Origin of the sequence: Actinacidiphila bryophytorum, assembly GCF_016916835.1 — a bacterium.
GTDB classification, from domain to species: domain Bacteria; phylum Actinomycetota; class Actinomycetes; order Streptomycetales; family Streptomycetaceae; genus Actinacidiphila; species Actinacidiphila bryophytorum.
The window spans coordinates 1-23,456 of the sequence record NZ_JAFFIX010000046.1 but is presented as its reverse complement, the minus strand read 5'-3'; the positions used below and the strand labels follow the sequence as shown (position 1 = coordinate 23,456).

The 23,456-nt window shown below is 75.1% G+C and carries 17 protein-coding genes; 7 read left to right on the top strand and 10 right to left on the bottom strand.

All coding sequences use genetic code 11. The features are described 5' to 3' along the window. The first annotated feature begins 70 nt into the window (after positions 1 to 70). The gene (locus JT723_RS34055) at positions 71 to 2,977 is read left to right on the top strand and encodes a LuxR family transcriptional regulator (RefSeq protein ID WP_205048768.1); all 2,907 of its coding nucleotides are present in this window, start codon (positions 71 to 73) and stop codon (positions 2,975 to 2,977) included. 37 nt (positions 2,978 to 3,014) lie between these two features. On the opposite strand, the gene JT723_RS34050 is transcribed toward JT723_RS34055, so the two are convergent. The 3 genes from JT723_RS34050 to JT723_RS34040 form a co-directional block, all read right to left on the bottom strand. After that, entirely contained in the window at positions 3,015 to 3,236 is a 222-nt protein-coding gene (locus JT723_RS34050; protein ID WP_205048767.1) for a hypothetical protein, read from the bottom strand. A 250-nt stretch (positions 3,237 to 3,486) separates the two neighbouring features. Then, the gene (locus tag JT723_RS34045; RefSeq protein WP_205048766.1) at positions 3,487 to 3,825 is read right to left on the bottom strand and encodes a choice-of-anchor D domain-containing protein; all 339 of its coding nucleotides are present in this window, start codon (positions 3,823 to 3,825) and stop codon (positions 3,487 to 3,489) included. Next, positions 3,822 to 4,352, bottom strand: a complete 531-nt coding sequence (locus tag JT723_RS34040; RefSeq protein WP_205048765.1) for an outer membrane protein assembly factor BamB family protein — start codon at positions 4,350 to 4,352, stop codon at positions 3,822 to 3,824. Before JT723_RS34040 ends, JT723_RS34045 begins: the two co-directional genes overlap by 4 nt. Before the next feature lie 605 nt (positions 4,353 to 4,957). Here JT723_RS34040 and JT723_RS34035 point away from each other — a divergent pair. The 4 genes from JT723_RS34035 to JT723_RS34020 all read left to right on the top strand — a co-directional run bounded on the left by JT723_RS34035 (position 4,958) and on the right by JT723_RS34020 (position 11,489). Continuing rightward, on the top strand, positions 4,958 to 8,197 hold the full coding sequence (locus tag JT723_RS34035) for a phosphodiester glycosidase family protein (RefSeq protein ID WP_205048764.1): 3,240 nt from the start codon (positions 4,958 to 4,960) through the stop codon (positions 8,195 to 8,197). 505 nt (positions 8,198 to 8,702) lie between these two features. Further along, complete coding sequence (locus tag JT723_RS34030) at positions 8,703 to 9,452, top strand: ferric reductase-like transmembrane domain-containing protein (RefSeq protein WP_205048763.1); 750 nt, start codon at positions 8,703 to 8,705, stop codon at positions 9,450 to 9,452. Further along, positions 9,449 to 11,137, top strand: coding sequence for an FAD-dependent oxidoreductase (locus tag JT723_RS34025; protein WP_205048762.1), 1,689 nt, complete (start codon positions 9,449 to 9,451; stop codon positions 11,135 to 11,137). The genes JT723_RS34030 and JT723_RS34025 overlap by 4 nt, the downstream gene beginning before the upstream one ends. Positions 11,138 to 11,141: 4 nt before the next feature. Next, positions 11,142 to 11,489 (top strand): hypothetical protein, encoded by a 348-nt coding sequence (locus tag JT723_RS34020; protein ID WP_205048761.1) that lies wholly within the window; start codon positions 11,142 to 11,144, stop codon positions 11,487 to 11,489. A gap of 15 nt (positions 11,490 to 11,504) precedes the next feature. Here JT723_RS34020 and JT723_RS34015 read toward each other — a convergent pair whose 3' ends face one another. Next, complete coding sequence (locus tag JT723_RS34015) at positions 11,505 to 12,263, bottom strand: DUF4232 domain-containing protein (protein ID WP_205048760.1); 759 nt, start codon at positions 12,261 to 12,263, stop codon at positions 11,505 to 11,507. 167 nt (positions 12,264 to 12,430) lie between these two features. Here JT723_RS34015 and JT723_RS34010 point away from each other — a divergent pair, with 167 nt between their 5' ends. Continuing rightward, positions 12,431 to 13,609, top strand: a complete 1,179-nt coding sequence (locus tag JT723_RS34010; protein ID WP_205048759.1) for a helix-turn-helix domain-containing protein — start codon at positions 12,431 to 12,433, stop codon at positions 13,607 to 13,609. Positions 13,610 to 13,626: 17 nt separating this feature from the next. On the opposite strand, the gene JT723_RS34005 is transcribed toward JT723_RS34010, so the two are convergent. Then, complete coding sequence (locus JT723_RS34005) at positions 13,627 to 14,412, bottom strand: maleylpyruvate isomerase family mycothiol-dependent enzyme (protein ID WP_205048758.1); 786 nt, start codon at positions 14,410 to 14,412, stop codon at positions 13,627 to 13,629. Positions 14,413 to 14,472: 60 nt separating this feature from the next. Beyond that, positions 14,473 to 15,465, bottom strand: coding sequence for a zinc-dependent alcohol dehydrogenase family protein (locus JT723_RS34000; protein ID WP_205048757.1), 993 nt, complete (start codon positions 15,463 to 15,465; stop codon positions 14,473 to 14,475). 104 nt (positions 15,466 to 15,569) lie between these two features. On the opposite strand from JT723_RS34000, the gene JT723_RS33995 reads away from it, so the two are divergent. After that, positions 15,570 to 15,947 carry an ArsR/SmtB family transcription factor gene (locus JT723_RS33995; protein WP_205048756.1) on the top strand — a complete coding sequence of 126 codons (378 nt, stop codon included), beginning with the start codon at positions 15,570 to 15,572 and terminating at the stop codon, positions 15,945 to 15,947. Here JT723_RS33995 and JT723_RS33990 read toward each other — a convergent pair. The 4 genes from JT723_RS33990 to JT723_RS33975 form a co-directional block, all read right to left on the bottom strand. Beyond that, on the bottom strand, positions 15,913 to 16,446 hold the full coding sequence (locus JT723_RS33990; RefSeq protein ID WP_205048755.1) for a hypothetical protein: 534 nt from the start codon (positions 16,444 to 16,446) through the stop codon (positions 15,913 to 15,915). The genes JT723_RS33995 and JT723_RS33990 overlap by 35 nt on opposite strands. Positions 16,447 to 16,460: 14 nt before the next feature. Further along, positions 16,461 to 17,999 (bottom strand): M48 family metallopeptidase, encoded by a 1,539-nt coding sequence (locus tag JT723_RS33985; protein ID WP_240166632.1) that lies wholly within the window; start codon positions 17,997 to 17,999, stop codon positions 16,461 to 16,463. Between the two features lie 153 nt (positions 18,000 to 18,152). Then, the gene (locus JT723_RS33980; protein ID WP_205048753.1) at positions 18,153 to 21,962 is read right to left on the bottom strand and encodes an nSTAND1 domain-containing NTPase; all 3,810 of its coding nucleotides are present in this window, start codon (positions 21,960 to 21,962) and stop codon (positions 18,153 to 18,155) included. 323 nt (positions 21,963 to 22,285) lie between these two features. Continuing rightward, positions 22,286 to 23,356 carry a LacI family DNA-binding transcriptional regulator gene (locus JT723_RS33975; RefSeq protein WP_372441412.1) on the bottom strand — a complete coding sequence of 357 codons (1,071 nt, stop codon included), beginning with the start codon at positions 23,354 to 23,356 and terminating at the stop codon, positions 22,286 to 22,288. Positions 23,357 to 23,456: the final 100 nt, after the last annotated feature.

Sequence of the window (23,456 nt, the reverse complement as noted above, 5' to 3'; positions counted from 1 at the left end):
GCGGGCGCGAAGCGGCGGACCCGCCGCGGGGGCTCACTAGGATCGGCCGGGGCGACGGGGAGCAGGGCACATGGCACTACGGGGACGGGCAGCCGAACAGGCGGCGCTCGACGCGCTGCTGGACGGCGCTGCGGCCGGCCGCAGCGGCGTCCTGGTGGTCAGGGGCGAGCCGGGCATCGGCAAGACCGCGCTGCTCGGATACGCCGAGGAGCGCGCCCGGCTGACCGGCGGGGTGTCGGTCGTACGGGCCACCGGCGTCGAGACCGAGGCCGAGATCCCCTTCGCGTCGCTGCATCTGCTGCTGCGCCCCGCGCTCGACGGGATCGACCGGCTGCCCGGGCCGCAGGCCGCCGCCCTCAGGGCCGCCTTCGGCATGGGTCCGGGCAGCCGCGGCGACGAACTGACGGTAGGCCTGGCCGTACTGTCCCTTGTCGCGGAGATGGCCGCCGAATCGCCGCTGCTCTGCCTGGTCGACGACGCGCACTGGCTCGACCACGCCTCCGCCCGCGCCCTGCTGTTCGCCGCGCGCCGCCTCCAGGCCGAGGGCGTCGCCCTGGTCCTCGGCGCCCGGGACGGCTTCGACCCGTGCGGGCTGCCCGAACTGCGGCTGGCCGGCCTCAGCCCGGCGAGCAGCGCGGAACTGCTCGCCGAGCGGTCGCCGGACCTCGGCCTGCCGCTGCGCCGCCGCATCGTGGAGGAGAGCGCGGGCAACCCGCTCGCCCTGCTCGAACTGCCCCGCACCGCAGGCGCGTACGGCCCGGAGCCGCTTCCGCTCCCCCTGCCGCACCGCATCCAGGAGGCCTACCGCGTACGGATCGCCGCACTACCGCCGGGAAGCCGGACCGCGCTGCTGGTCGCGGCCGCCGAGGACGGCGGCGACCTCGGCGTGATCCTGCGCGCCGCCGACGAACTCGGCGTGGGACCCGACCCGTTGGGGGCGGCCGAGCGTGACGGCCTGGTACAGGTCGGCGCCGGGCGCGTGGCGTTCCGCCACCCGCTGATGCGCGCCGCCGCTTTCCACGCCGCCACGTACCGGTCGCGCCAGGCGGCGCACCGCGTCCTCGCCGACCTGCTGCGCGACGAGCCGGACCGGCGCGCCTGGCACCTGGCCGCCGCGGCGACCGGCTACGACGAGGAGGCCGCGCTCGCCCTGGAACAGGCCGCCCACCGCGCCCAGCAGCGCCACGGCCACGCGGGGACCGCCGCGGCCCTCCAACGCGCCGCCGACCTGACCCGTGACCCCGCGGCCCGCGCCCGCCGCCTGGCAGCAGCCGCCGCAGCAGCCGCCGACGCGGGCCTGACCTCCCGCGCCAAGGAGCTGATCGACGCGGCCGACCGCATCACCGCCGACCCCCGCACCCGCGCCCGCCTCTCCGCCCTCCGCGCCCGCACCGCCTTCGACGAGGGCTCCCCCGCGACGGCCCACGAACTGCTGCTGTCAGCGGCGGCCACGATGGCGAAGCCGGCCCCCGAGGCCGAGCCCCGTGCTCAGGCTGACGCCGAGACCAGGCCAGACGCGGGCGCCAGGGCCGGCGCGGTCCCCGACGCCGGGGACAGGTGGGAGGCGGACACCGGGACCGCAGCACACGCGGGCGCCCAGACCGGGGCCGGCCCCGCCGCTGGGGGCGGGCAGTCGGCAGACGCACGCACCGGGGATCGGGTGGAAGCCGGGCTCATGCTTGTTGATGCCGCGCGGAACGCCTGGCAGCTCAGTGACCCGGTGCGGTTGCGGGAAGCGGCCGATCGGCTCGACGCGCTCGGGCTGCGGGCGACGGACGGGTTGGGGGCGGCCGTGGTGGCGGTGGCCGGGGCGGCTTTGTTTCTGGAGCGGGGTCCGGCGTACGCCCTGCCGACCATGCGCACGCTGGTGGCCGACGGGCGGCGGAACCGTACCGCAGGGCCGGCCCTGCGGATCAACGCGGCCTTCGTCGCGGGGCTGGTCGGCGACTTCGAGGCCGGGCGGGAGATATCGGCCGACGTCGCGGCCGACTGCCGGGCCCGCGGCGACCTCGGGTGGCTTCCGCTGGCGCACCTGACGCTCGCCGCCTCCGAGCTGTACGTCGGCCGTTTCCGCGACGCGGAGGCGACCGCGGGTGAAGGCGTCCGGCTCGCCGCCGACACCGGCCAGCCCAACCGGGCCGGCTACCTGCACGGGATACTCGCCTGGCTTGCGGCCGTACGCGGCGACCGGCAGCAGGCGGTGCAGCTGGCCGCCCGCTCCCACGACCACTTCGAGGCCACTGGCATCGCCAACGGCCTGGCGTGGGCCGAATGGGCACTGGCGCTGGGCGACCTCGGGCAGGGCCGCTTCGCCGAGAGCCTGGAACGCCTGGACGCGGCACAGTCCGGCCCGGTCCGCCACCAGATCCAGAGCGTCTACTTCGCACCGGACCGCGTCGAGGCGTCCGCCCGCCTGGGCCTGCCCGCCCGCGTACCGCTGGAGCAGTTCGCGCAGTGGGCGGCGGCGTCCGGCCTGGCCTGGGCCGACGCCGTGCTGCACCGCTGCCGGGCGCTGCTGGAGCCCGACTGGGCCGCGGCGCACGGGCTGTTCTCCGCCGCGGTCCGCGGGCACGCCGACAGCGGCCGCCCCTGGGAGGCGGCCAGGACCCGGCTGCTGTTCGGCGAACGGCTGCGCCGCGAACGCCACAAGGCCGAGGCCCGCCCGCATCTGCGCGCGGCCCTGCGCACCTTCGAGCGGCTCGGCGCTGCGCCCTGGGCGGACCGCGCCCGCGCGGAGCTGCGCGCGTCAGGCGCCGCGGAACCGCTGGACGTGCGCGGCACCGGCGACGCCCTGTCCGCCCTGTCCCCGCAGGAACTGCAGATCGTCCGGCTCGCCGCGACCGGCATGACCAACCGCGAGATCGGCGCGCAACTCTTCCTGAGCCCGAAGACGGTGAGCTACCACCTCTACCGCGCCTTCCCGAAGCTCAACGTCAGCAGCCGCGCCCAGCTCGCGGGCCTCGACCTGACAGGCTGACGAGCCGGGCCGGTGGAGCCGGGCCGGACATGCGGCCCTACAGCTTGGTCATCTTGGTGTAGGGGCTCAGGATCCGCATCCGCGTGGAACCGAAGTCCACGCGCGCTGCCACTCCCTCCTCGATCTCGGTCACCCGGCCGAGGCCGTACATGTCATGGCTGACCTGGTCCCCCTCGGCGAATTCCTTGGGAGCCTGTTCGACGGCGGCCTTGAAGGGACTGGTGGGCAGATGGCGCTTGGGTGCACTGGGCTTTGTCATCACCCCTAGTGTGCGCCGACCGGCGCCCGTTCGCTCCGGCTGTCCGCATCGGATTCCCTGAAGGGTGCAACCGGCACCGTCCGGGAACCGGCCGCGCGCCGTCACACGAGCGTGCCGTAGACCCCCCCAGCCGGCGCCGACGTACGTACGGGCGAGGAAAGGCGCCGTCGTACTGCCGGTGCCGCGGTAGAGCCACAGGGCGCCCGCGGGGTCGCGGGCGACGAGGTCCGGCCTGCCGTCGCCGGTCACGTCACCGGCGCCGGCCAGGGTGTCGAAGATGTTCCAGCCGGACCCGACGAAGGTGTGCGCCAGCACCGGCCGGGGCCTTCGCCTTGGTGACGGTGACCGGGACGTTGCCGGTGTTGGTGATCGTGAAGGCCCGGGTGCTCGACGCGCCGCGGACCACCTCGCCGAACTGCAGGGTCGCCGGGTGCGGCACCAGGTGCCCCTGGCCGCTGATCGCGCTGCCCTCGACCGGGATGGTGAGCTGCCCGCTGGTGCTGCCCAGCGTGATCGCGGACGAGCTGCTGCCCGCGGCGGTGGGCGCGTACCCGACCTCCAGCACGATCGAGCCCTGCGCCGGGATCACCGTCGGGTCTGCGGGTTCATCGCGGTCGGCCCGTCGTCGACCTTGGTGGTCAGGTAGACCGCGCCGGTGGCCGGGTCGTAGACGGGCGTCGCGGTGCTGCCCACGGTCGGGGCGAGGTCGCCGCAGTTGAGGGTGGCCGCGGGCCAGGCCTTCCCGAAGGTGCGCTCCCACAGGACCGCCCCGGTGGCGCGGTCGAGCCCGTAGGCGTGGTTGGTCTCGGTGACCGCGACGACGGTTCCGCCGACCACGACGGGCTGCGCGTAGACCTGCCCGTCGAGCTGCGCGGGCGCCTTCCACAGCTGCCCGAAGGACGAGGAGCGCACGCCGGACGGCCCCAACTCCGGCTCCGCCTGGTCCCACCCGGTCCGCAGCGCGTCCCCCGAGGCGGTCGTCTCGTCGGCCTGCGCGACCGGGGCAGGCCCGAGCCCCACGAGCCCCGCGGTGACCACCCCGACCAGCGCGAGCACCCGCCCGCGCCGACGCCCCCGTCTTACGCCGCCGCCCGCCCCGAAAGCCGCCCTCGACATGCCGACCCCTCCCCAGAGCCCCGCCGAAGTCCCCCCTCGACCCGCGCATCGAACCACACGCCCAGCCCACTCCGTACGCCCTCCGCCCCTACCCCCCACCCCGTCACCCGGCCCCCTCCGTGCGGCCACCGGGAGTTCACCGGGGGGCCGGGAAGGGGGCCGCGCAGGGGGCCGCCACCGGGGTTCAGCGCAGGACGACGCGTACGCCGCCGGCGTCGAGGACCCCCGGCTCGGCGCGCGTCTGGACGAATGGGCCGGCCTGCGACCGCGCCTGGTGTGAGAAGCCGGCCCGGGACGGGTCGCGCACATACCCTCCGAAGCGGGTGAAACGGGCGGGCGCCTGCTGCTGTTCATCCGGACGTCCACTCCGGGGGCGGGCGGAAGGCCTAGCGTCGGACGGCATGGACATGGAGTACAGGGGCAGAGCCGAGATCACGCGCCGGGGACTCATCGTGGGCGCGGTCGCCGTTGCCGGGGTTGCCGCCGCCGGGGGGACCGCGGTCGCCGCGCCGGGTGGGCAGGGTACGGGGCAAGGCGGGGGCGGGGGGAAGGCGGGGGTTTTCCGGCCGCCGGCCTACCGGCTGGCCGTCGACGGGGAGTCGGTGGTGAGCAGCCGGGTGGACCACCCGGTGGCTCCGGGCATCGCGCTGACGTCCTTCGACGTCTTCGGGCGCACCGGGTGGCTGCGGGCGCATGTGCTCAACGCCGACCTCGGGGACGCGTCGGTGTCCGTCGACCTGGTCGCCGGCAAGGTCAGCGACCCGCGCCCGCTCAAGGCCGCGACGGACGCGCAGCACGCGGTGGCCGCGGTCAACGGCGACTACTTCGACATCACCGAGACCTTCGCCGCCGAGGGTCCCGAGATCCAGGGCGGGCGGCTGCGCAAGGGGACGAACCAGGCCTCGACGGTCGTGGCCTTCGGTGCGGACCGGGTGGCGCGGCTGGCCGACATGATGATCACCGGTACGGTCACGGTGGCCGGCACCGCCCGCCCGCTGGCCGCGCTCAACTCGGCGTCCACGCCCGCGGACGGGGTCGCCGTGTTCACCCCGCTGTGGGGCGGCGCGGACCGTACGCTGCTGCAGGACCCGGGGCCGTACACCGAACTGGTCGTCGCCGGCGGGAGGGTGACCGCCGTGAACGGTGCGCTCACCGCGACCCCGGTCCCGGCGGACGGCCTGGTCGTACTGGGCCGGGGCGCCGCGGCGGCCCAGCTCGGCGCCGCCCGGGTCGGCGACGCCGTCACCGTGGACTTCGCACCGCAGAGCGACGCGACCGGCGTGCTGCGTACGGCGCTCGGCAGCGGCTCGGTGCTGGTCAGGGGCGGCACCGCGATCGACTTCCCGCCCGGCACCGGCAACGACGCGCCCAAGCCGCGCACGGCGGTGGGCTGGCCGGCCGGCGGGCACCGGCTGCTGCTGGTCGCCGTGGACGGCGGCGCCAACTTCTCCACCGGGCTCAGCTTCGACGACATGGCCAAGCTGATGGTCCGACTCGGCGCGGACGAGGCCTTCATGCTGGACGGCGGCGGCTCGACGGAGATCGTCGCCCGGCACCCGGGCGACGCGGGGGTGGGTGTCGTCAACACCCCCTCGGACGGCTCGGAGCGCCCCGTCCCCAACGGCCTGGGCCTCTTCGGGCGCCCCGGCTCCGGGCAGTTGCGCGGCCTGGACGTCCGTCCGCAGGCCGACCGGGTGGTCCCGGGGCTCACCGTGGACGTCGCCGCCGCGGGCTACGACGAGGCGTGGGGTCCCGCGGCCACCGCGGGGCACACCGTCGGGTGGTCGGCGGAGCCCGGTTCGCTCGGCAGGGTCGACGACGGCGTCTTCCGGGCCAGGCGCTCCGGCGCCGGGGTGCTGCGCGCGCACGCCGGTGCCGCGGCCGGCGAGCACCCGCTGCGGGTGCTCGGGGAGCTGCACAGGCTGGCGTTCACCCAGCGGGCGGTCACTCTCGACCCGGGTGCGAGCGCCGGCGTCGGGCTCGTCGGCTACGACGCGGACGGCTTCGACGCGCCCGTCGCACCGCGCGACGCGACCCTCGACTACGACAAGGCCGTCATCACGGTGACGGCGGTGGGCGGCGCCCTGTCGGTCACCGGCGCGGCGGACGCGGGCGGCAAGTCCACGACGCTCATCGCGACGGTGCAGGGCGTGAGTGTGAAACTGCCGGTGACGGTGGGCCTGATCGACGTGTCGCTGGGCGAGTTCGAGCCCGGCGAGACCTGGACGGCGCTGGCCGCCCGCGGTACGGCCTCGGTCGCGACGGTGGCTGCCGCCGACCGGCCGGGCGCCGCCGCGGACAACCACGCGCTGCGGCTGACGTACGACTTCAGCGGCCAGCCCAGCACCTCGGCGGCCTACGCGGTCGCCGCACCCGGCCCGATCACGCTGCCCGTCGGCACCAAGAAGCTCGCGCTGTGGGTCAACGGCGACGGGAAGGGCCACTGGCTGCGCGCGATGCTGTCCTCGCAGGGCACCACCAACGTGCCCTTCACCTTCGCGACCGTCGTGGACTGGACGGGCTGGCGGCGGGTCGTCGGCGACCTCCCGGCCGGCTTCTCCGACCCCGTCACCCTCTCCCGGCTCTACATCGCGGAGACCTCGCAGACCAACAAGAACGCCGGCCGGCTGGACTTCGACGGCCTCGCCGCCCAGGTCGGCCAGCAGCCGGACGCCGCCGAGCCGCCGCAGCCCGACCCGTACGTGGTCGAGCAGGGCGAACTGCCCGAGCGGCGCTGGACCTTCGCCGTGCTGTCCGACCTGCACATCAGCGCCGCCGCGGGGCTCGACTCCTTCTCCGGGCGGCAGGCCGTCGCAGCCCTCGGCCAAGTCGTCGCCGCCCGGCCCGACTTCATACTCGTCAACGGCGACTTCGTGGACAACAACACCGCCGCCGACTTCGACCTCGCCCTCGGGCTGCTGCGCGACCACGTACCGGCGGACCTGCCGGTGTACTGGACACCTGGCAACCACGAGGCGGGCCTGTCCGCGACCGGCGGCCTCGACACCTTCCTGTCGGTGACCGGCCGCCCCAACAAGCAGGTACTCGACCACAAGGGCACCCGCTTCATCCTGCTGGACTCGCACACCGGCGACATGCGCACCTCCGACTGGGACCAGGTGCCGCTGCTGCAGGCGGAGCTGGCGAAGGCGGCCACCGACAGGTCGGTGACCGGGGTGGTCGTCTCCTTCCACCACCCGCTGCACGACCCGTCGGGCGCCGCCGCCTCCCAGCTGTCCGACCAGCTGGAGGCCGGGCTGCTGCAGCGCTGGCTGGCCGACTTCCGCGAGCAGTCGGGCAAACCCGTCGCACTCTTCACCGGCCATGCGCACACCGCGTCGGTCACCCGTACCGACGGCGTCCTCGACGTCACCACCCCCGCGGTCGGCAAGACCCCCTACAGCTCCCCCGACCAGGGCGGCTTCTTCGGTTGGATGCACGTCTCGGTCGACCCGCGCCCGGCCCGCGTCAGGCCGGGCCGGCCGAGCCCCGAGACCCGCGAGTGGCTGCGGGCCGAGAGCCGCCCGCTGATCGACGGCATCGACCTGAACGCCCCCGACCACCTGGCGGTCGGCACCTCGGTGACGGTCGAAGCGACCGGCATCACCAGCGAGTTCGGCCTGCGCTTCCCGCTGCGCTTCCCGGCGAGCGTGACATGGTCCGGCACGCACGGCCTGACCGTCGCCGACTCGGCCGCGGCGGCCCGCACCGCCCGCCGCCACCCCTCGACCCTGGCCGTCCTCGACCTGACGACCTCCACCCTGACCGCCCTCCACCCGGGCACGGTCACCCTGACCGTCACCACAGGCGGCCTGACCGCGACCACCCCGATCACCCTCACCTGACCCCCCGGCCCCGCCGCGCCACAGCGGGCGGCGGGGCCGGCGCCGCGGGAATACACCCCGCACCGCGCCCGGTATTCCGCGGTGATCACCCCGCGGGAATCCCGCATGCAAAGGGGCCGCGCTTGTTTTGTCGTCAGGACATCGGAAACGGGCGGGTCCTGGGGCCGGTGATCAATTGCGAAAGGTTTCGGTCGGATTCGGGTCTGTACGGCTCGTGACCGGGGGCTTGCGGGCCGTGAGCGGGGATCACAACGGGGTGGGGGGCAGGAATTCACAGGTGGCCGGGAATCCGGGGGGCGGGGGTTGCACAACCGTGATGTAGCGGTATTTCAGGGACTCTTTGCGCCGCGGAAAGGGCCGCGGGAAGGCGCGGGCGTGGTGTAGCGTCTGGGCCCGGGCGGAGCTGCTCCCGGAAAGTTCGGGGGTGGAATCCGCCGTCGGGGGCGTTTGTGCCATTCCTCGGGAATGGGAATTCCCGCATGCGTCTCAGCAGGGAGCGGACAGGATGCCATCTGTTGCGGTGGTGGGGACCGGGCGGCGGCGGGCCGCTTCCGGGGTGGCTCTGGTCGTCGTGCTCGCGGGGGTCGTCGTGGTGGGCTCGGTGCTGCTGGCGCCGGGGGCGTTCGCCGAGGCGGCGCCGATTCCCGGATCGCCGCTGGACGCGTACGACAAGCACATGCCCTACGACGTCGGGGCGCACAAGCTGGCGCGGCTGGCGGCGCTGATCGCGTACGTGCTGATGGTCGCCACCGTCGTGCTCGGGGTGGTGCTGCGGCTGCGGTTCATGCAGCGGGCGGTGAACCGGGCGACCTTCTACGGCGCCCACATGACGCTCGCGCTGGCCGCGATGATCTTCGGCGGCATCCACGGGCTGACCTTCGTCTACCAGCCGGTCTGGCAGATCGGCTGGGTGCGGCTCGCGGTGCCCTTCACCGGCGGGGTGCAGCGGATCCCGGTGGGACTCGGCATCCTCGGTGTGGAGTTGGCGATCGCGGTGGCCTGCTCGGTGTGGCTGCAGCGGCGGCTCGGCTACCACCGCTGGCTGCGCGTACACCAGTTGGCGTACGTGTCCTTCGGGCTGGTCTGGCTGCACATCTTCCTGGTCCACCCCGAGCCGCGACACCTGAACCTGGTGTCGGTGGGCATCGCGGCGGGGGCGGGGACGATCCTGCTGGCCTTCCTGATCCGCGCGCTTCCGTCGCGTTCGCGGCTGCGCAGACGGGCCTTCCCCGGCGGGACGGGAGTGGTCGAATGACGTATCCGCCGCGGAACGTACCGGCCGTCGTGCACCCGCAGGCGTACGCGCAGCCGTACCCCCAGCAGTACGCGCCGGTCCAGCCGCCGCACACGGTCGAACTCCAGTCCACCGCGCCGGCGATACCCGCCGACTCCTTCGACCTGCCGCGGCCCGCGCTGGTGCCGGAGGACGAACCGGTACGGGTCAGCGTCGACAACAACCGCTGCCACATCTACGGCATCTGCCAGCAGGAGGCGCCCGAGGTCTTCCGGATCTCCGAGGGCGGATCGCTGCACTACACCCGGGCGGTGCCCGCCGAGTTCGCCGCGAAGGCGCGGCAGGCGGTGCGGTGCTGCCCGATGCAGGCGGTGAAGATACGCGGCGGGGCGCCGGGCGCCGCGGTGTACGGCGAGCGGCGGCCGGCGGGGCCGGTGCGCAGCGGGACCGCCGCGAGGGCCGGGCGGCGGCGGATCGTCGTGGCGGGCGCGGGACTTGCCGGGCTGAGCGCGGCCACCCGGCTGCGCGAACGCGGCTTCGACGGGGAGCTGGTGCTGGTCGGCGAGGAGCCGCAACGCCCCTACAGCAGGCCGCCGTTGTCCAAGCAGTATCTGTCGGGCGCGCTGGACGAGGAGCAGTTGGCCTTCACCGCGGACGAGGACCTGGACGCGCACTGGCTGCTCGACACCCGCGTCACCGGGCTCGACGTGCAGGGCTCGGCGCTCGAACTGCCCGGCGGCGAACGGCTGCCCTTCGACGGCCTGGTCGTGGCGACCGGGGTGGACGCCAAACGGCTCCCCGAGGCACCGCTGTTCAGCGACCGGATACGCACGGTGCGCACGCTGCGGGACGCCGCCGCGGTGCGCCGGGCGATGCACGCGGCCAAGGCCCACCACGTGGTGATACTCGGCGGCGGCTTCATCGGCTGCGAACTCGCCTGCACCGCACGCGAACACGGCATGGACGTCACGCTCGTGGTGCACAGCGCGCCGCTGCTGCGCCGGGTGCTCGGCGAGAAGGTCGGCTCGGTCGTCGGCGGCATCCAGCGCAGAGCCGGGGTCGACGTCCGGCTCGGCACGCGGATCACCGACTGGCAGGACCACGGCGACCTGCTGCGGCTGCGGCTGGACGACGGGACGCTGCTGGAGTGCGACTTCGTCGTGCTGGGCCTCGGCGGCGAGCCCCGCACGGAGTGGCTGCGCGGCAGCGGACTGGACGTGTCCGACGGCGTGCTGTGCGCGCCGACCTGCCACGCGGTGGACGCGTGGGGGCGCACGATGCCGCACATCGTCGCCGCGGGCGATGTCGCACGCTGGCCCAACCCGCGTTTCGACGCGCAGCCGCGCCGGGTCGAACACCTCATCCACGCCGTGGAGATGGGGCAGCACGCCGCCGACGCGCTGCTGCGCGGCCCCGCACGCGCCACCCGGTTCGCTCCGGTGCCGCGCTTCTGGTCCGAGCAGCACGGAACGCGCATCCAGGCGGCGGGGATTCCGGCGCTCGGCACCGAAGTCGAGGTCGTGGAGGGGTCGTTGCGCTCCGAGCGCTTCATCGCCCGCTACTCGCGCCCGACGCCGTACGGGCCGCAGATCGTGGCCGCCGTCGCCTTCGACATGCCGCTGGAACTCCTCGACTACCGCGACCAGATCGGACGGTCACGGCCGCGCAGCCGCGGGGCCGCGAGCAGCAGGAGAAAGAGACGGTGAGCCGATGAGCCGAGGTGCAGGACCCCGCCGCCGCCGCGCCGCCCGGCCGCCCTCGGACGGCCTGCTGCCCTGGGCGCTCGCCCTGCCGGCCCGTATGCACCTGCGCTGGCTGGTGATCCTGGTCGTGACGGGAGCGGTGATGGGGGCGTACGGGCACGCCCTGCTCACGGCCGCGCCCATGCCGCCGAGCAAGGCCCCGGCGGCCGGCGGCACCGCCTACCCGGAGGGCACGCCCGCCGCGACGCACCCGGGTGCGCGTCCGCCGGGTGCGCGTGCCGGTACGCCCCCGGGTGCGCATGCCGGTACGTCGCCGCGGACGCCCGCGGCCTCCCGCTCGCCCGAGGTGGGCTGAGCACCGGGGAGGAACCTACGGCAGCATGTCCGCGGTCCGCATGGACGCGACCGCGTCGGCGACGGTGTCGCGGTAGAGGCCCAGCTTCGGCTTGAGCACGGAAGTGCCCTTGCCCAGGGGGAAGTCCAGCGTCTGCGCGGCGGGCATGTGTCCGGCGTCGGGCAGGACGTCCATCTCGTCCACGCCCGTCGCCGTGCCGGTGGTGGCGCCGCTCGGGTCGAGGTCGACGACCGCGTAGGCGGTGTGCCCTGCGTACACCGGGTAGGCGGGCGGCCCGCCGAGGCCGTCGGGGACCAGCGGGTGGACCGCCGCCGTACCGTCCTGGGCCTTCGCGCTGTCCAGGACGACCAGCGGGTAGTAGCTCAGGCCGCAGGACAGCGGGCCGGTGTTGCGTACGGCGATCACCCGCTGCGTCGGCGCACCGGCCCTGCGGGTCACCTGGACCGACAGCTGGCCGATGCCGCACGGGTGCCGGAAGGCGTAGCCGTCCGGATCGGAGGCGGCGCCCGGGTCCTTCGCCGGCGCGGGCTTGGGCGCGGCCTTCGTGGTGCCGGCCCCGGTGGCGGGCGGGGTCGTGGCGGACGCCGAGGTGGCGGCCGGGGCGGACTGCGACCCGGACTTGGACGGCGACACGGACGGCGCCACGGCCGAGGTGGATGCGGAAGGGGAGGAGGGCGCGGATGCCGCGCCCGTGGAATCCGACTGGCACGCGGTCAGCGCGAGCGCGCCGACCAGCAGGACGGCGGCGGACGGCAGGGTGGACTTCATGGACACGGTGGCTTCGCCTTCGCTGGGTTCTCCGGGACGGCACCACCGTCGCGCCGCGGCCGTCCCGCATGCCACAGTCTCGCGACAAAGCGGGACACTGGAACGATTCCACCGCCCTGACCTGCGATGATGGGTCGACCTGGAACGACGGTCCGGGACGACGGGGGAGCGGGATGAGCACGGCCATCGAGGACTTCGCAGGGCAGCTGCGCGAGTTGAAGGAACGCTCGGGGCACAGCTACGGCATGCTCGCGGCCCGGCTGCACGTCAGCACCTCCACGCTGCACCGCTACTGCAACGGTGCCGCCGTCCCCGGCGACTACGCCCCCGTCGAGCGTTTCGCCCGGCTGTGCGGTGCGAGTCCGGAGGAACTGCTGGCGCTGCACCGCCGCTGGCTGCTGGCCGACGCGGCCAAGCGCGTACCGGCGGCGGGCGGGTCGCCCGTACCGGCTGCGGAGACCGATGCGGCGCCCGAGCCGATACCCGAGCCGACGCCCGGCCCGGAACCGTCGGACCCGTCGGACCTGCCGGAACCGCCACAGCCGCGTAAGCCACGCCGCCGCCTGCTCACCGCCGCGTCCGCTGCCGCCGCCGTCCTCGCCGTGGTCGCCGCCCTGGTGCTGCACAGCCAGCGCGCCGGCGGCACGCCCACCGCGGCCGGCACCCCCACGGCGGCCGGCACCCGCACCCCCTCGGCGGCAAGCAGCACCCCCACCGCCCCGCCCCCCGTCACCGTGTCCGTGCTGTCCGACAACTGGGACACCCAGTGCGACCAGTGGTTCCTGCTGCGGCAGCAGCCCGCGCACGTCCCGCCCCCGCCGTCGCTGCGGGAGACGAACGGCTGGGCCGCGGCGCTCGGCGGAACCCCGGCCGGGAGCCTGCGCCTTGAAGTGACCGCGCAGGGCTCGACCGACCGCCCCGTCGTCCTGCACGCGATGTACGTACGGGTGCTGAGCAGCCGCCCGGCGCCCGCGGGCATCGGCTACACAACGGGCTCCGGCTGCGGCGGTGCGCTCACGCCCGCGTCCTTCGACATCGACCTCGACGCCGCCGCGCCGCACGCCAAGCCCGTACCCGGCTTCGTGGGCGACGGCCAGGAGGCCGTCGTCGCGGACTTCCCCTTCCAGGTCTCGGCCGCCGAGTCGCAGGTGCTGGACGTCGCGGGGCGCACCGCGGACCGCGACGTCAGCTGGTACCTGGAGGTGCTGTGGAGCTGCGGCGACCGGCACGGCACCCTGCGGGTCGACGACGGCGGCCGCCCCTTCCGTACGGTCGGGCTCAAGGGCGACCCCGGCTACTTCTACGACGGCGAGTCGTGGAAGCCGGCGGGCGTGGACGACTTCTCGGGCTAGAGCGCGGTTTTCGCCCGTCACGGCGCCCGGAAGAGGCCCGGGAAGCGCGGTGCCAGCCAGGGCTTGCGGCCCCAGCAGAGGATCTTGCCGCGGGACATCGCGGCGACGGGGCCGCGCCGGCCCAGCGCGATCAGCAGGAAGGTCACCGGCTCTGCCACGATCGTGCAGTCGGGCCGCCGCGTCCTGCCCTCTTCGACCTCCACCGCGCCGCCGGTGAAGGTGACCGTGAAGCCGGGGCCGCCGCGCAGCCGCAGGCCGTAGCAGGCGGTGTGCCCGGCGGCGGCTCGCGCGTCGACCACGCGCGGCATCGCGAGCGTCACGAACGGCAGGGTCAGCGCGACGTTCGCGGCGGTGAGCATGTGCGGGCGGCGCAGGGCGACGGCGATGTCGTAGCCGTGGCCGAGCATGTGGGTGAGCAGGTACGCGCCGAGGGTGCCCAGGTCCATCGGTCCCATGGGGGTGGCGACGGGTTCGCTGTCGGCGCGGGCCGCGGCGGCCGCGGTGAAGGCGCGGGCGTGCTCGACGATGCCCTGCGCCAAGGTGGCACCGTCGCGTTCGGTGAAGGCGGCCAGCCCGGCGGCGTTGGCCGCCGCCAGGCCGGCGGGGGTGGGCTCGCCGTAGGGGCGCTGCCGACCGCGGGCGAGGTCCGCCATCAGCTCGTTGGCCAGGACGAGGTGGGCCGCGGCCTCGCCGACCGTCCACTCGGCCCCCGGTATCGGGGTGCGGGTGTCCGGGGCGGTGCGGACCAGGTCGGCGATCCGGTCGGCGACCAGGCCCGTTTCGCGGGAGAGAAAGGCGTCCATGGCGGTTCACCCTGTCCGCTCCGCGCGGTTGTGTCCACCGCGTGGGGGCCGCTGCCGCGGTCAGGTGGTGAGCACGAGTTTGCCGAGGTGGTCGGCCGCGTCGAGGACGCGGTGGGCCTCGACCACGTCGTCCAGATCGAAGGTGCGGGCGACGACCGGCCGGAAGGAGCCGGCGCGCAGGCCCGAGGTGACGAACGCGGCCGCCCTGCGCAGCCGTTCGGCGTCGCGGGTGGTCTCGAAGACCAGGTAGGTGCGCATCGACAGCGCGGGCATCCCGAGGTCGAAGCCCGGGTACGGGGTCGGCTCGCCGCTGAGCCCGCCGTAGATCAGCAGGGTGCCGCCGGGGGCGACCAGGGCGCCGAGTTCGTGGACGCCGGGGCCTGCCACGGCATCCAGGACGGCGTGGGCGCCGCGCCCGCCGGTCATCTCCCGTACCGCCGACGCGACGTCCTCGGTGTCGGTGGCGACGACCGCGGCGGCGCCCTCCTTCAGCAGCGCGTCCCGCTTGCCGCCGGTGCGGGTCAGCGCGATGGGGGTGGCGCCGATCCGGTCGGCGACGTGGATGGCGGCCAGGCCCACGCTGCTGGAGGCCGCGTTGATCAGTACGGTGTCGCCCGGGCGCACACCGCAGGTCTCGACCATGGCGCCGTACGCGGTCAGGTACGGCATCCACACCGCGGCGCCGCCGACCGCGTCGAGGCCTTCGGGGCGGTGCAGGACGGCCGCGGCCGGTACGACGGCCTGGTCGGCGTAGACCCCGTAGTCGTTCTGCGAGAAGGCCGGAACGGTACTGACCGGGTCGCCCGGTGCGAACCCCGTGACGCCGGGGCCGACCGCCTCGACCACCCCCGCCGCCTCGGCGCCGAGCCGGGCGGGGAAGCTCCTGACGTCCTCGATGTAGTGCCCGCTGCGGAAGAGCGCCTCGGCCCGGTTCACGCCGACCGCCCCGACCCTGATCCGCACCTCGCCCGCGCCGGGTTCGGCGGTCGGCGTGTCCTCGACACGCAGCACCTCGGGGCCGCCGAGCTCGCGGAACAGCACCGTTCTGGACATGCGGGTGGTCCCTTCGTCATACGGGCGGGTGGTCCGCCGGGTCCCACTGAACCCCGGAAGTACGATGACCGTCAAGCTTCGACGGTTGTCGTACCATGGACCCCATGAGGTCCACAGAAGCCACCGCCGATCGCATCCCGCCCCACCCCGACGTCGCGGCGGTCCCCCTGCAGGCGGTGCTCGAAGCGCTCGTGGACCCGGTGCGCCGCAGCATCGTCACCCAACTCGCCGACGCCACCACCGACATCCGCTGCGGCGACTTCGACCTCCCGGTGAGCAAGTCCACCGCCACCCACCACTTCCGCATCCTCCGCGAGGCAGGCCTGATCCGCCAGCACTACGCGGGCACGTCCCGCATGAACACCCTCCGCCGCACCGAGTTCGACACCGCTTTCCCCGGCCTCCTCACAGCCCTTGTCGACGCCGACCGCACCCAGCCCACCCCGGTCAGCGCTCATCAGGAAAGTCCGACGGCCGGCTGACCGGGCTGCCCGGCAGGCACGGGGTGATGATGACGGCGCTGGTTATCTCCCCGTTGGTGTGGTCGAGGACCTTGACGAGATAGCCGCCCTGGAGGCCGTCGGAGTACCGGCTCACCGGGACTGGGTAGACCCAGTCGCCGAACTTCCAGCCGTCGCGCTGCAGGGACTTGCGGATGTCCTCGCCGACGCCGGGGCTGTCGGGACCGCCGTCGCGGGTCTCCAGCACCGCGTGCCGGGCCTGCCCCGGCGTCGTGCACGCCGGTGTCGTCGCCTCGGGGTACATCAGGGTGCCCCCGCGGAACTCCTTCTTCGTGCCGGCCGGCGGCACGACCGTCTTCAGGTAGTCGTACGCGCGCTGGTCGGCCTCGGCCAGAGAGGTGCTGGCGAGGAGCCGGTGCAGCTGCGCGTCGCCGGACCCGGCGGACGCGCCGGGGCCGCAGGCCGTCAGCGACGCCGCCGACACGATGGCCAGAAGAGCGCCGCGAGTGGTGCGTGTCATGGCTGTCCTCGGAGTCAGGCCGGGAGTGGGGCGGGGTTGGTGGACAGGAGGGTGCGCAAGGGGGTCGTGTCGGGGGAGTCCGCCACCGCTGAGGCGACGGCCGGGGCGAGGGCCGTCTCGTACTCCGGGGGGAGGCCCAGGCGCGGTGCGGTCGACCAGGACATGACCGGGCGGGTGCGGGCGGCGGCGATCAGGCGGAGTTCGACGAGCGAGGTCAGGCCGTCGGCGACGGCGGGACGGATGAAGTTGCGGGCGGATTCGCCGGTCAGCCGGGAGGCCGCGGGCGGCTTGGGCATGCGGTCGGCGACCGCCATCCACAGCAGGCCCGCGTCGATGGCGTCGAGCACCGCGAGCAGGTCGGGCAGTTCCCCGCCCGCTTCCCCTGCCTCGTCGGCGGCGCTGCGCGCCGCCCGGGCCACCGCCTTCTGGAACGGCTCGGCCTCGGCGCCCGCCTCGGCCCGCGCGGTGGCCGTCACCAGCTCCGGCCAGTCCAGCCGCGGCAGCGCGGCGACCTCGGCCGGCAGGGTCGCCGCCTCGACGGCGGCGGTGACCTCGTCGGTGCCCCGCAGCAGGGTCAGCGCGGCGGGCGCCGCCGGGTCCTCCGCCGCGCCGTCGGCGGGCATCGCCTCGACCAGGGCGACGCGTTCGTCCATCGGCGGGTGCGAGTCGTAGCGCGACGGCTTGCGGGCGGGGCGGCGCCCCTCGGCCAGCGCGGCGACCCCTTCGGGGCCGCGGGCGGCGAGCAGCTGCGGGAAGCCGCCGTAGACCTGGCCGGGCGGGGGCATCACACCGGCGCCGGTGCCGAGCAGTGCGTACTGCTCGACGTACGTGTCGTACGCCGCGTCCAGCAGCGGCAGCTGCCGCAGCGCGGCGGCGGTGGTGTCACGGCCCGCGCTGCGCGCGGCGGCGGCGTCCGCAGCGAGTTCCTGACGGCGGCCGACGGAGCTGGAGACGCGCAGGAAGAAGTTCCCGTACCGGACGTAGAGGTTGCCGATGGTGGCGTGCGCCCCGGTGGGACCGTCCCTGAAGCCCTCGATGGTGTGCACGACAGCGGCCCTGCCGCGCATGGTCACACCGGCGAGCCGGGTGTCCTGGTTTCCGTAGTGGCCGAACTCGTGGGCCAGTACGGCCCGCAGCTGCGGCACCGTGAGCCCGGCGAGCAGCGGCAGCCCCAGGTACATGGTGCGGCGCCCGCGCAGCAGGCCGAGCAGGAGCGCTCGCTCCGAGACCGAGGCGTTCATCTCGGCGTCCAGGATCAGCCGGCCGGGAGCCGCGGTCCCGGCCGCCAGGGCCGCCCGCTCGACCTCGGCCCACAGCTCCGGCTGCTGGTCCGCCGTGACGGCCAGCCCCGCCCGGTCCCCGGTGTGCAGCCCGGCGGTCAGGAAGAGGAACATCCCCCGCAGGATCGGCGCGATGATCAGCCCCGAGAAGACGATCACGCCGAGCGGGTAGTAGCCCTGCGACCCGGCGCCGGCCAGCACGAGCCAGTCGACCCCCAGCACGACGGCCAGCAGGACCAGGCCCATCAGATAGAAGCCGACGAGCAGGAACATGGCGCGCAGAGCACGCAGCGAGGCAGCCAACGTCTTCCCCCCACAGGAATTGCGACGCAGGCCGCCGACGGCCGCCGTTCGCAGGTGAAGGCCGGATCATATGTCCCCGACATGACACGTGACCAGCCCCTTTTCTCCGGTCACGGGCACACCTCACAGGCCGGCGCAGCCGGGGCCGACGGGGCCTGGGGGGACGTAGCTGTTGCGTTCTTGGGGGGTCAGGTCGCGGGAGAGGGCCGTGCAGACGGTGGTGGTGGCCGTGGTGATGTCGGGGAGGCGGAAGGAGAAGAGGCGGGTGGTGCCGTCGAGGGTCGCGACGGCGAGGGTGTGGCCGTCGGGGGCGAAGGCGATCGAGACGGCGGGGGTGAAGCCGGCGGTGAGGCTGTTGCGGGTCTGGTGGGTGGCCACGTCGTGGAGGCGGACCGTGCCGTCGGCGGCGCCGGCGGCGACGGTCGCGCCGTCGGGGCTGAAGGCCAGGGAGGTGACCGGGGTCGCGCCGCCGGGGAGGTCGGCGCGCAGGGCGCCGGTGGCCGTGTTCCACAGGAAGACGGTGCCGTTGCCCGCCGCGGTGGCCAGGGTGTGGCCGTCGGGTGAGAAGGCCAGGAGGGTGCCGCCGCGCTGCGACCTGGGCGGCAGATAGGTGTCGCCCGAGGTGAAGTGCTGCAGGGTGGCGCCGGTGGCGGCGTCGAACAGGGTCGCGGCGCCGTTGGCGTCCTCGACGGCGATCTGCCGGCCGTCGGGGCTGACGGCCATCGTGACGGGGGCGGCGCTCAGCGCGGTGTGCAGGACGGGCGGTGCGGCGGGGGCGCCGGTCGCGGTGTTCCACCGCAGCAGGTTGCCGCCGGGGCCGGCGGTGGTCAGGGTGCGGCCGTCGGGGCTGAGCGCCGCGGCGCCGGTGCGGGCTCCGACGGTGCGGGCGGTGCCGCCGGTGCCGTGCCACACCCGCACGGTTCCGTCGTGGGCGAGCAGCGCGACGGTGGTGCCGTCGCGGTCGGTGAGCAGCCGCTGGGTGGGCAGGTGTGAGCCGGTGACGGGCGGGCCTGTCCTGGCCCCGGTCCACCGGCCGCCGGCGACGGTCCAGCGGTCGAGGGTGCCGTCGGCCCGGCCGGTGAGCAGGGTGGTGCCGCCGGCGGTGAAGGCGAACCCGGTGGTGGGGTAGGCGTGTTCGCCGGCCGCGGTGAGGTCGGCGGACAACAGGCCGGCGCCCGCGGGCGGTTGCTGGCCGGGGCGGGTGAGCCGGCGCGGCAGCAGCACACCGGTGGTGTCGTAGAGGGCGACGACCCCGTCGGACAGGCCGACCGCGAGTTTCCGCCCGTCGTCGCTGAGGTGCAGCGCGCTGACCGCGGAGCCGAGCCCTTCGAGCGCGGCGGTGCGCCGGCCCTCGGCGACGTCGAAGACCCGTACGGCCGCGTCGTCGTAGCCGACGACGAGGCTTGCGGCGTCGGTGCCGAAGGCGAAGGCGGTGATCTTCTCGGTCATGTCGGAGGTGACGGTCAGCCGCGAGGGCCGCATGCGGTCCAGGTCCCACACGGTGATGCCGGGCCCGGCGTCGACCGCGAGCTGCCGGCCGTCGCGGCTGAAGACCGCCGCGCCGCACCCGCACCCCTCGGGCAGGACGGTGCGGACGGCGCCGGTGGCGGTGTCCGCGACGGCGACCTGCCCGCCGTCGCGGGCGGCGAGGGTGCGGCCGTCGGGGCTGACGCCGAGCAGGACGTACGGCGGGGGCAGCAGGTCGCGGGCGCGGCCGGTGGCCGCATCCCGCACCAGCACCCCGCCGCCGGGCGCGGTCGCGGCGACCAGGGTGCCGGCGCCGTCCACGGCGGCGCCGGCGGCCGGCGCCTGGGGGGCGACCGTGCGCGGGGCGACGGGGCCGGGCACGGCGGGGCCGTCGATCCGGCCGCCGGGCAGCTGCGTGGTCCTGACCACGGCGTTCTGGTAGCCGCCGACGACGTTGCGGTCACCGGGCGCGAAGGCCAGCGCCGCGACGGGCTGCGCGCCGGCCGCCGCCAGCGGGGTCGTACGCCCGCCGGCGAGGTCCGTGCGCAGGACGCCGCCGTCACCGACGCCCCACACCAGGCTGTGCCCGTCGTGGCTGAAGGCGAGCGCCCCGACGGGTCCTGCCGCGGCGCCCCCGGGGGGCACGAGCCGCCGGTCGAGCGGTACGGCGGCGGCCCGCAGCAGGCTGGCGTAGGCGTCGGGCGTGGGGCTGGTCTGGTAGGCGCGGACCGCCAGCAGCATGCTCAACTCGGCGTCGGAGCCGCCCAGGTGGTCGGCCTCTGAGGCCAGCCGGCGGGACAGCGACTCGCGTTGGGCGGCGTCCGCGGTCGTCCTGGCCTGCTGCTCGGCCCGGTTCTGCTGCCAGCCGATGCCGGCGAAGACCGACACGACCGCGAGCAGCAGCGCGAGCGCCGTGGTCAGCGTCCGCATCCTGCGGGTGGTACGCGCCCCGGTCAGCGCCTCGTGGTCGCGTGCCCTGATGCTGGCGTCCAGGAAGGCCTGCTCCAGCCGGGTGAGCGACGCGCGTTCCCGGTGCGGCCGGAAGGCGGCCTCGGCGCTGCTGAGCCGCACCCCGCGGTAGAGGGCGCCGGCGTCCCGGTCCAACTCCTCCCAGACGCCGGCGGCTTCGGTGAGCCTGCGGTGCAGGAACAGTCGCTCGCGGTCCTCCTCGATCCAACCCCGGTAGCGGGGCCAGGCGTTGAGCAGCGCCTCGTGGGCGAGCCGCAGGGTGTCGCCGTCGGCGGTGAGCAGCCGGGCGGCGACCAGCTGCTCCAGCACCTCGCCGGTGCCGCCGCCGGACGCGTCCAGTTCGGCCAGCTCCGCACGCCCTGCGGGCCGCAGCGTGTCGGCCGCGCCTTCGCCGGGTGCGACCAGGCGCAGCAGGATGCGCCGGGCGACGCGCGCCTGCGCCGGGGTGAGGCGGGCGTGGACGTTCTCCGCGGTCGTGGCGATGGCGCCGTGCAGGCCGCCTGCCGCCTCGTACATCTCCTCGGTGAGGACCCGGCCGCGGCGCCGCCGCCAGGTCTCCAGCAGGGCGTGCGACATCAGCGGCAGGCCGCCCGGCTGCTCGCCCGCCTCGCGGACGATGCGCGCGGTCAGCGTCCGCTCGACGATCAGCCCGGCAGCGGCGGCGGGGCCGACGACGGCTTCGCGCAGCGCGGCCGGGCCCATGGGCGCGACCAGGACGGTCGCGTCGCGCACCGCGTCGGCCAGCGCCTGGTGCTCGGCGACGCGGCCGAAGAAGTCGGCCCGCACCCCGAGGACGACGCGCAGCCGGGCCGCGGGGTCGGCGGCGGCCAGCAGCCGCCCGACGAAGTCAGCGCGCTCCTGCGCGCCGGCGCCGAGTGTGAACAGCTCCTCGAACTGGTCGACCACCACGACGGTGTCGCCGCCGTCCGGCGCCGCTTCGAGCAGGGCGCCGTGCGCGGTCGCGGGGCGCGGCCCCGGGGTGAGGACCCGGATCGCGGCGGGCCGCCGGTCGGCGCGGGGCTCGGCGCGCAGCGCGGGGATCAGCCCTGCCCGCAGCAGCGAGGACTTGCCGCTGCCGGACGCGCCGACGACCGCGACCAGGCGGTGCGCGCCGACCCGGGCGGTGAGCTGGGCGACGAGGTCGTCGCGCCCGAAGTACATGGCGCGGTCGGCGGGTTCGTAGCGGGCGAGCCCGCGGTAGGGGGGTTCGGCGGGGCCGTCCTGCCCGGGGCTGCGGCCTGCCGCCGCGAGCCAGCGCTGCTCCCACTCGGCCGGGTCGCCGCCGCAGGCGCCGACGTAGGCGCGCAGCGTCGGCAGGGTCGGCAGCCGCTCGCCGGCGGCGGCCTGCGAGAGCGTGCTGGCGCCGACGCCGGAGCGGCGGGCCATCTCGCGGTAGGTCGGGCTGCCCGCCTCGCCGCGCAGCTGCCGCAGTTCGAACGCCAGCGTGTGCAGTGCGCTGCCGTCCGGGTCCAGTGCACGTTCGGGCCGTCCTGCCATGCCCCCCACACCCCTTGTTCCGCCCCCGGGCCGTCCCCACGGCCCCCGCGGGTGACGCTACGCAGCGCGGGCGTACCGGGGCAAGCATGTTCGCGTCCTGCCCCTTGCATCACTTCTGTCACGGCGTGACCGCCCGCACCATTGATCCGGGCTGGGGAGAGGGCTGCTGAACAATTGCGGACCTGGTGAAGTCGTTCCTGTCAGGCCGATCCCGGGGGGGGCTCACCGGACCGCGAGGTCCCTGAGCGGCTCTGACACCCGGCCCGCCGCGGCCCCGTATCCGCGGCGGGCCATCACCTCTCCCGCGCCCCCCAGGGGGGGTCTCAGGGGGGCGGGGGTGCGGTGCTGGCACGGACGACGAGGGTGGTGGCCATCTCGACGCGGCGCATCGCCGGCTGCACATTGCGGCCGAGGTCGAGGACGAGGCGGGCGGCGGCCTCCGCCATGTCGACCAGCGGCTGCCGGACCGTGGTCAGCGGCGGCCCCATCCAGCCGGAGACCGGCAGGTCGTCGAAGCCGACGACGCTGAGGTCCTCGGGGATGCGCAGACCGAGTTCGCGGGCCGCCTGGTAGACGCCCATGGCCTGCACGTCGTTGCCGGCGAAGACGGCGGTGGGCCGGTCCGGCGCCGCGAGCAGCTCGCGGGCGATGCGGTGGCCTCCCTCGGTCTGGAAGGTGCCGTGCCGCACCAGGGTGTCGTCGCAGACGACCCCGCCGGTCTCCAGGGCGGCCCGGTAGCCGTCGATGCGCGCCCGGCTGCACAGCACGTCCGCGGGGCCGCAGATGACGCCGATACGCCGGTGCCCCAGCTCCAGCAGGTGCCGCGTCGCGGTGTAGCCGCCCTGCCAGTTGGTGGTGCCGATGGAGGGCACGTCGTCGGCCGGGTAGCCGGCCGGGTCCATGACCACGAAGGGCACGTCCCGGCTGGCCAGCAGCTCGCGCTGCTCAGTGGTGAGGTCGGACATGATCAGGATGACGCCCGCGGGGTCGCGGGTCAGGACGCCGTCCACCCACGACTGGCCCATCTCCTCGCGGCCCGCGGACTCCGACAGCACGAGGGTGAGCCCCTCCTGCCTGGCCACGTTCTCCGCGCCGCGGATGATCTCCGTGGCCCACAGGCTGATCAGCTCGTGGAAGACGAGTTCCAGCAGCCCCGACGGGCGCACCCTGGCCCCGCCGCGCTTGCGCCGGTAGCCGTGGTTGCGCAGCAGCAGTTCGACTTTCTCCCTGGTCGCGGGCGCCACGTGCGCCCGCCCGTTGAGCACCTTGGACACCGTGGGCGCGGAGACCCCGGCCTGCCGGGCGATCTCCGCGAGCGTCGCGGTGCCGTCGGACGTCAGCTCACCCCGTTCACCCCGTGCACGCGGAATTTGCGGCTTGTTCGATTTCGGCACGGTCACGTTCCCATGCTAGGCGCCCCGTGTTACGCGGCTGATTCGCGTCGGGCATGAGGGGGCGGCGCGGCAGTCAGGGAGGGCTGCCGCGCCGCCGGTC

What these genes read in the sequence shown, in the direction of transcription:
- JT723_RS34055 (WP_205048768.1), top strand. Translation starts at nt 71, where the DNA reads ATGGCACTACGGGGACGGGCAGCCGAACAGGCGGCGCTCGACGCGCTG.
- JT723_RS34050 (WP_205048767.1), bottom strand. Translation starts at nt 3,236, where the DNA reads ATGACAAAGCCCAGTGCACCCAAGCGCCATCTGCCCACCAGTCCCTTC.
- JT723_RS34040 (WP_205048765.1), bottom strand. Translation starts at nt 4,352, where the DNA reads ATGTCGAGGGCGGCTTTCGGGGCGGGCGGCGGCGTAAGACGGGGGCGT.
- JT723_RS34030 (WP_205048763.1), top strand. Translation starts at nt 8,703, where the DNA reads ATGCCATCTGTTGCGGTGGTGGGGACCGGGCGGCGGCGGGCCGCTTCC.
- JT723_RS34025 (WP_205048762.1), top strand. Translation starts at nt 9,449, where the DNA reads ATGACGTATCCGCCGCGGAACGTACCGGCCGTCGTGCACCCGCAGGCG.
- JT723_RS34020 (WP_205048761.1), top strand. Translation starts at nt 11,142, where the DNA reads ATGAGCCGAGGTGCAGGACCCCGCCGCCGCCGCGCCGCCCGGCCGCCC.
- JT723_RS34010 (WP_205048759.1), top strand. Translation starts at nt 12,431, where the DNA reads ATGAGCACGGCCATCGAGGACTTCGCAGGGCAGCTGCGCGAGTTGAAG.
- JT723_RS34005 (WP_205048758.1), bottom strand. Translation starts at nt 14,412, where the DNA reads ATGGACGCCTTTCTCTCCCGCGAAACGGGCCTGGTCGCCGACCGGATC.
- JT723_RS34000 (WP_205048757.1), bottom strand. Translation starts at nt 15,465, where the DNA reads ATGTCCAGAACGGTGCTGTTCCGCGAGCTCGGCGGCCCCGAGGTGCTG.
- JT723_RS33995 (WP_205048756.1), top strand. Translation starts at nt 15,570, where the DNA reads ATGAGGTCCACAGAAGCCACCGCCGATCGCATCCCGCCCCACCCCGAC.
- JT723_RS33990 (WP_205048755.1), bottom strand. Translation starts at nt 16,446, where the DNA reads ATGACACGCACCACTCGCGGCGCTCTTCTGGCCATCGTGTCGGCGGCG.
- JT723_RS33985 (WP_240166632.1), bottom strand. Translation starts at nt 17,999, where the DNA reads ATGTTCCTGCTCGTCGGCTTCTATCTGATGGGCCTGGTCCTGCTGGCC.
- JT723_RS33980 (WP_205048753.1), bottom strand. Translation starts at nt 21,962, where the DNA reads ATGGCAGGACGGCCCGAACGTGCACTGGACCCGGACGGCAGCGCACTG.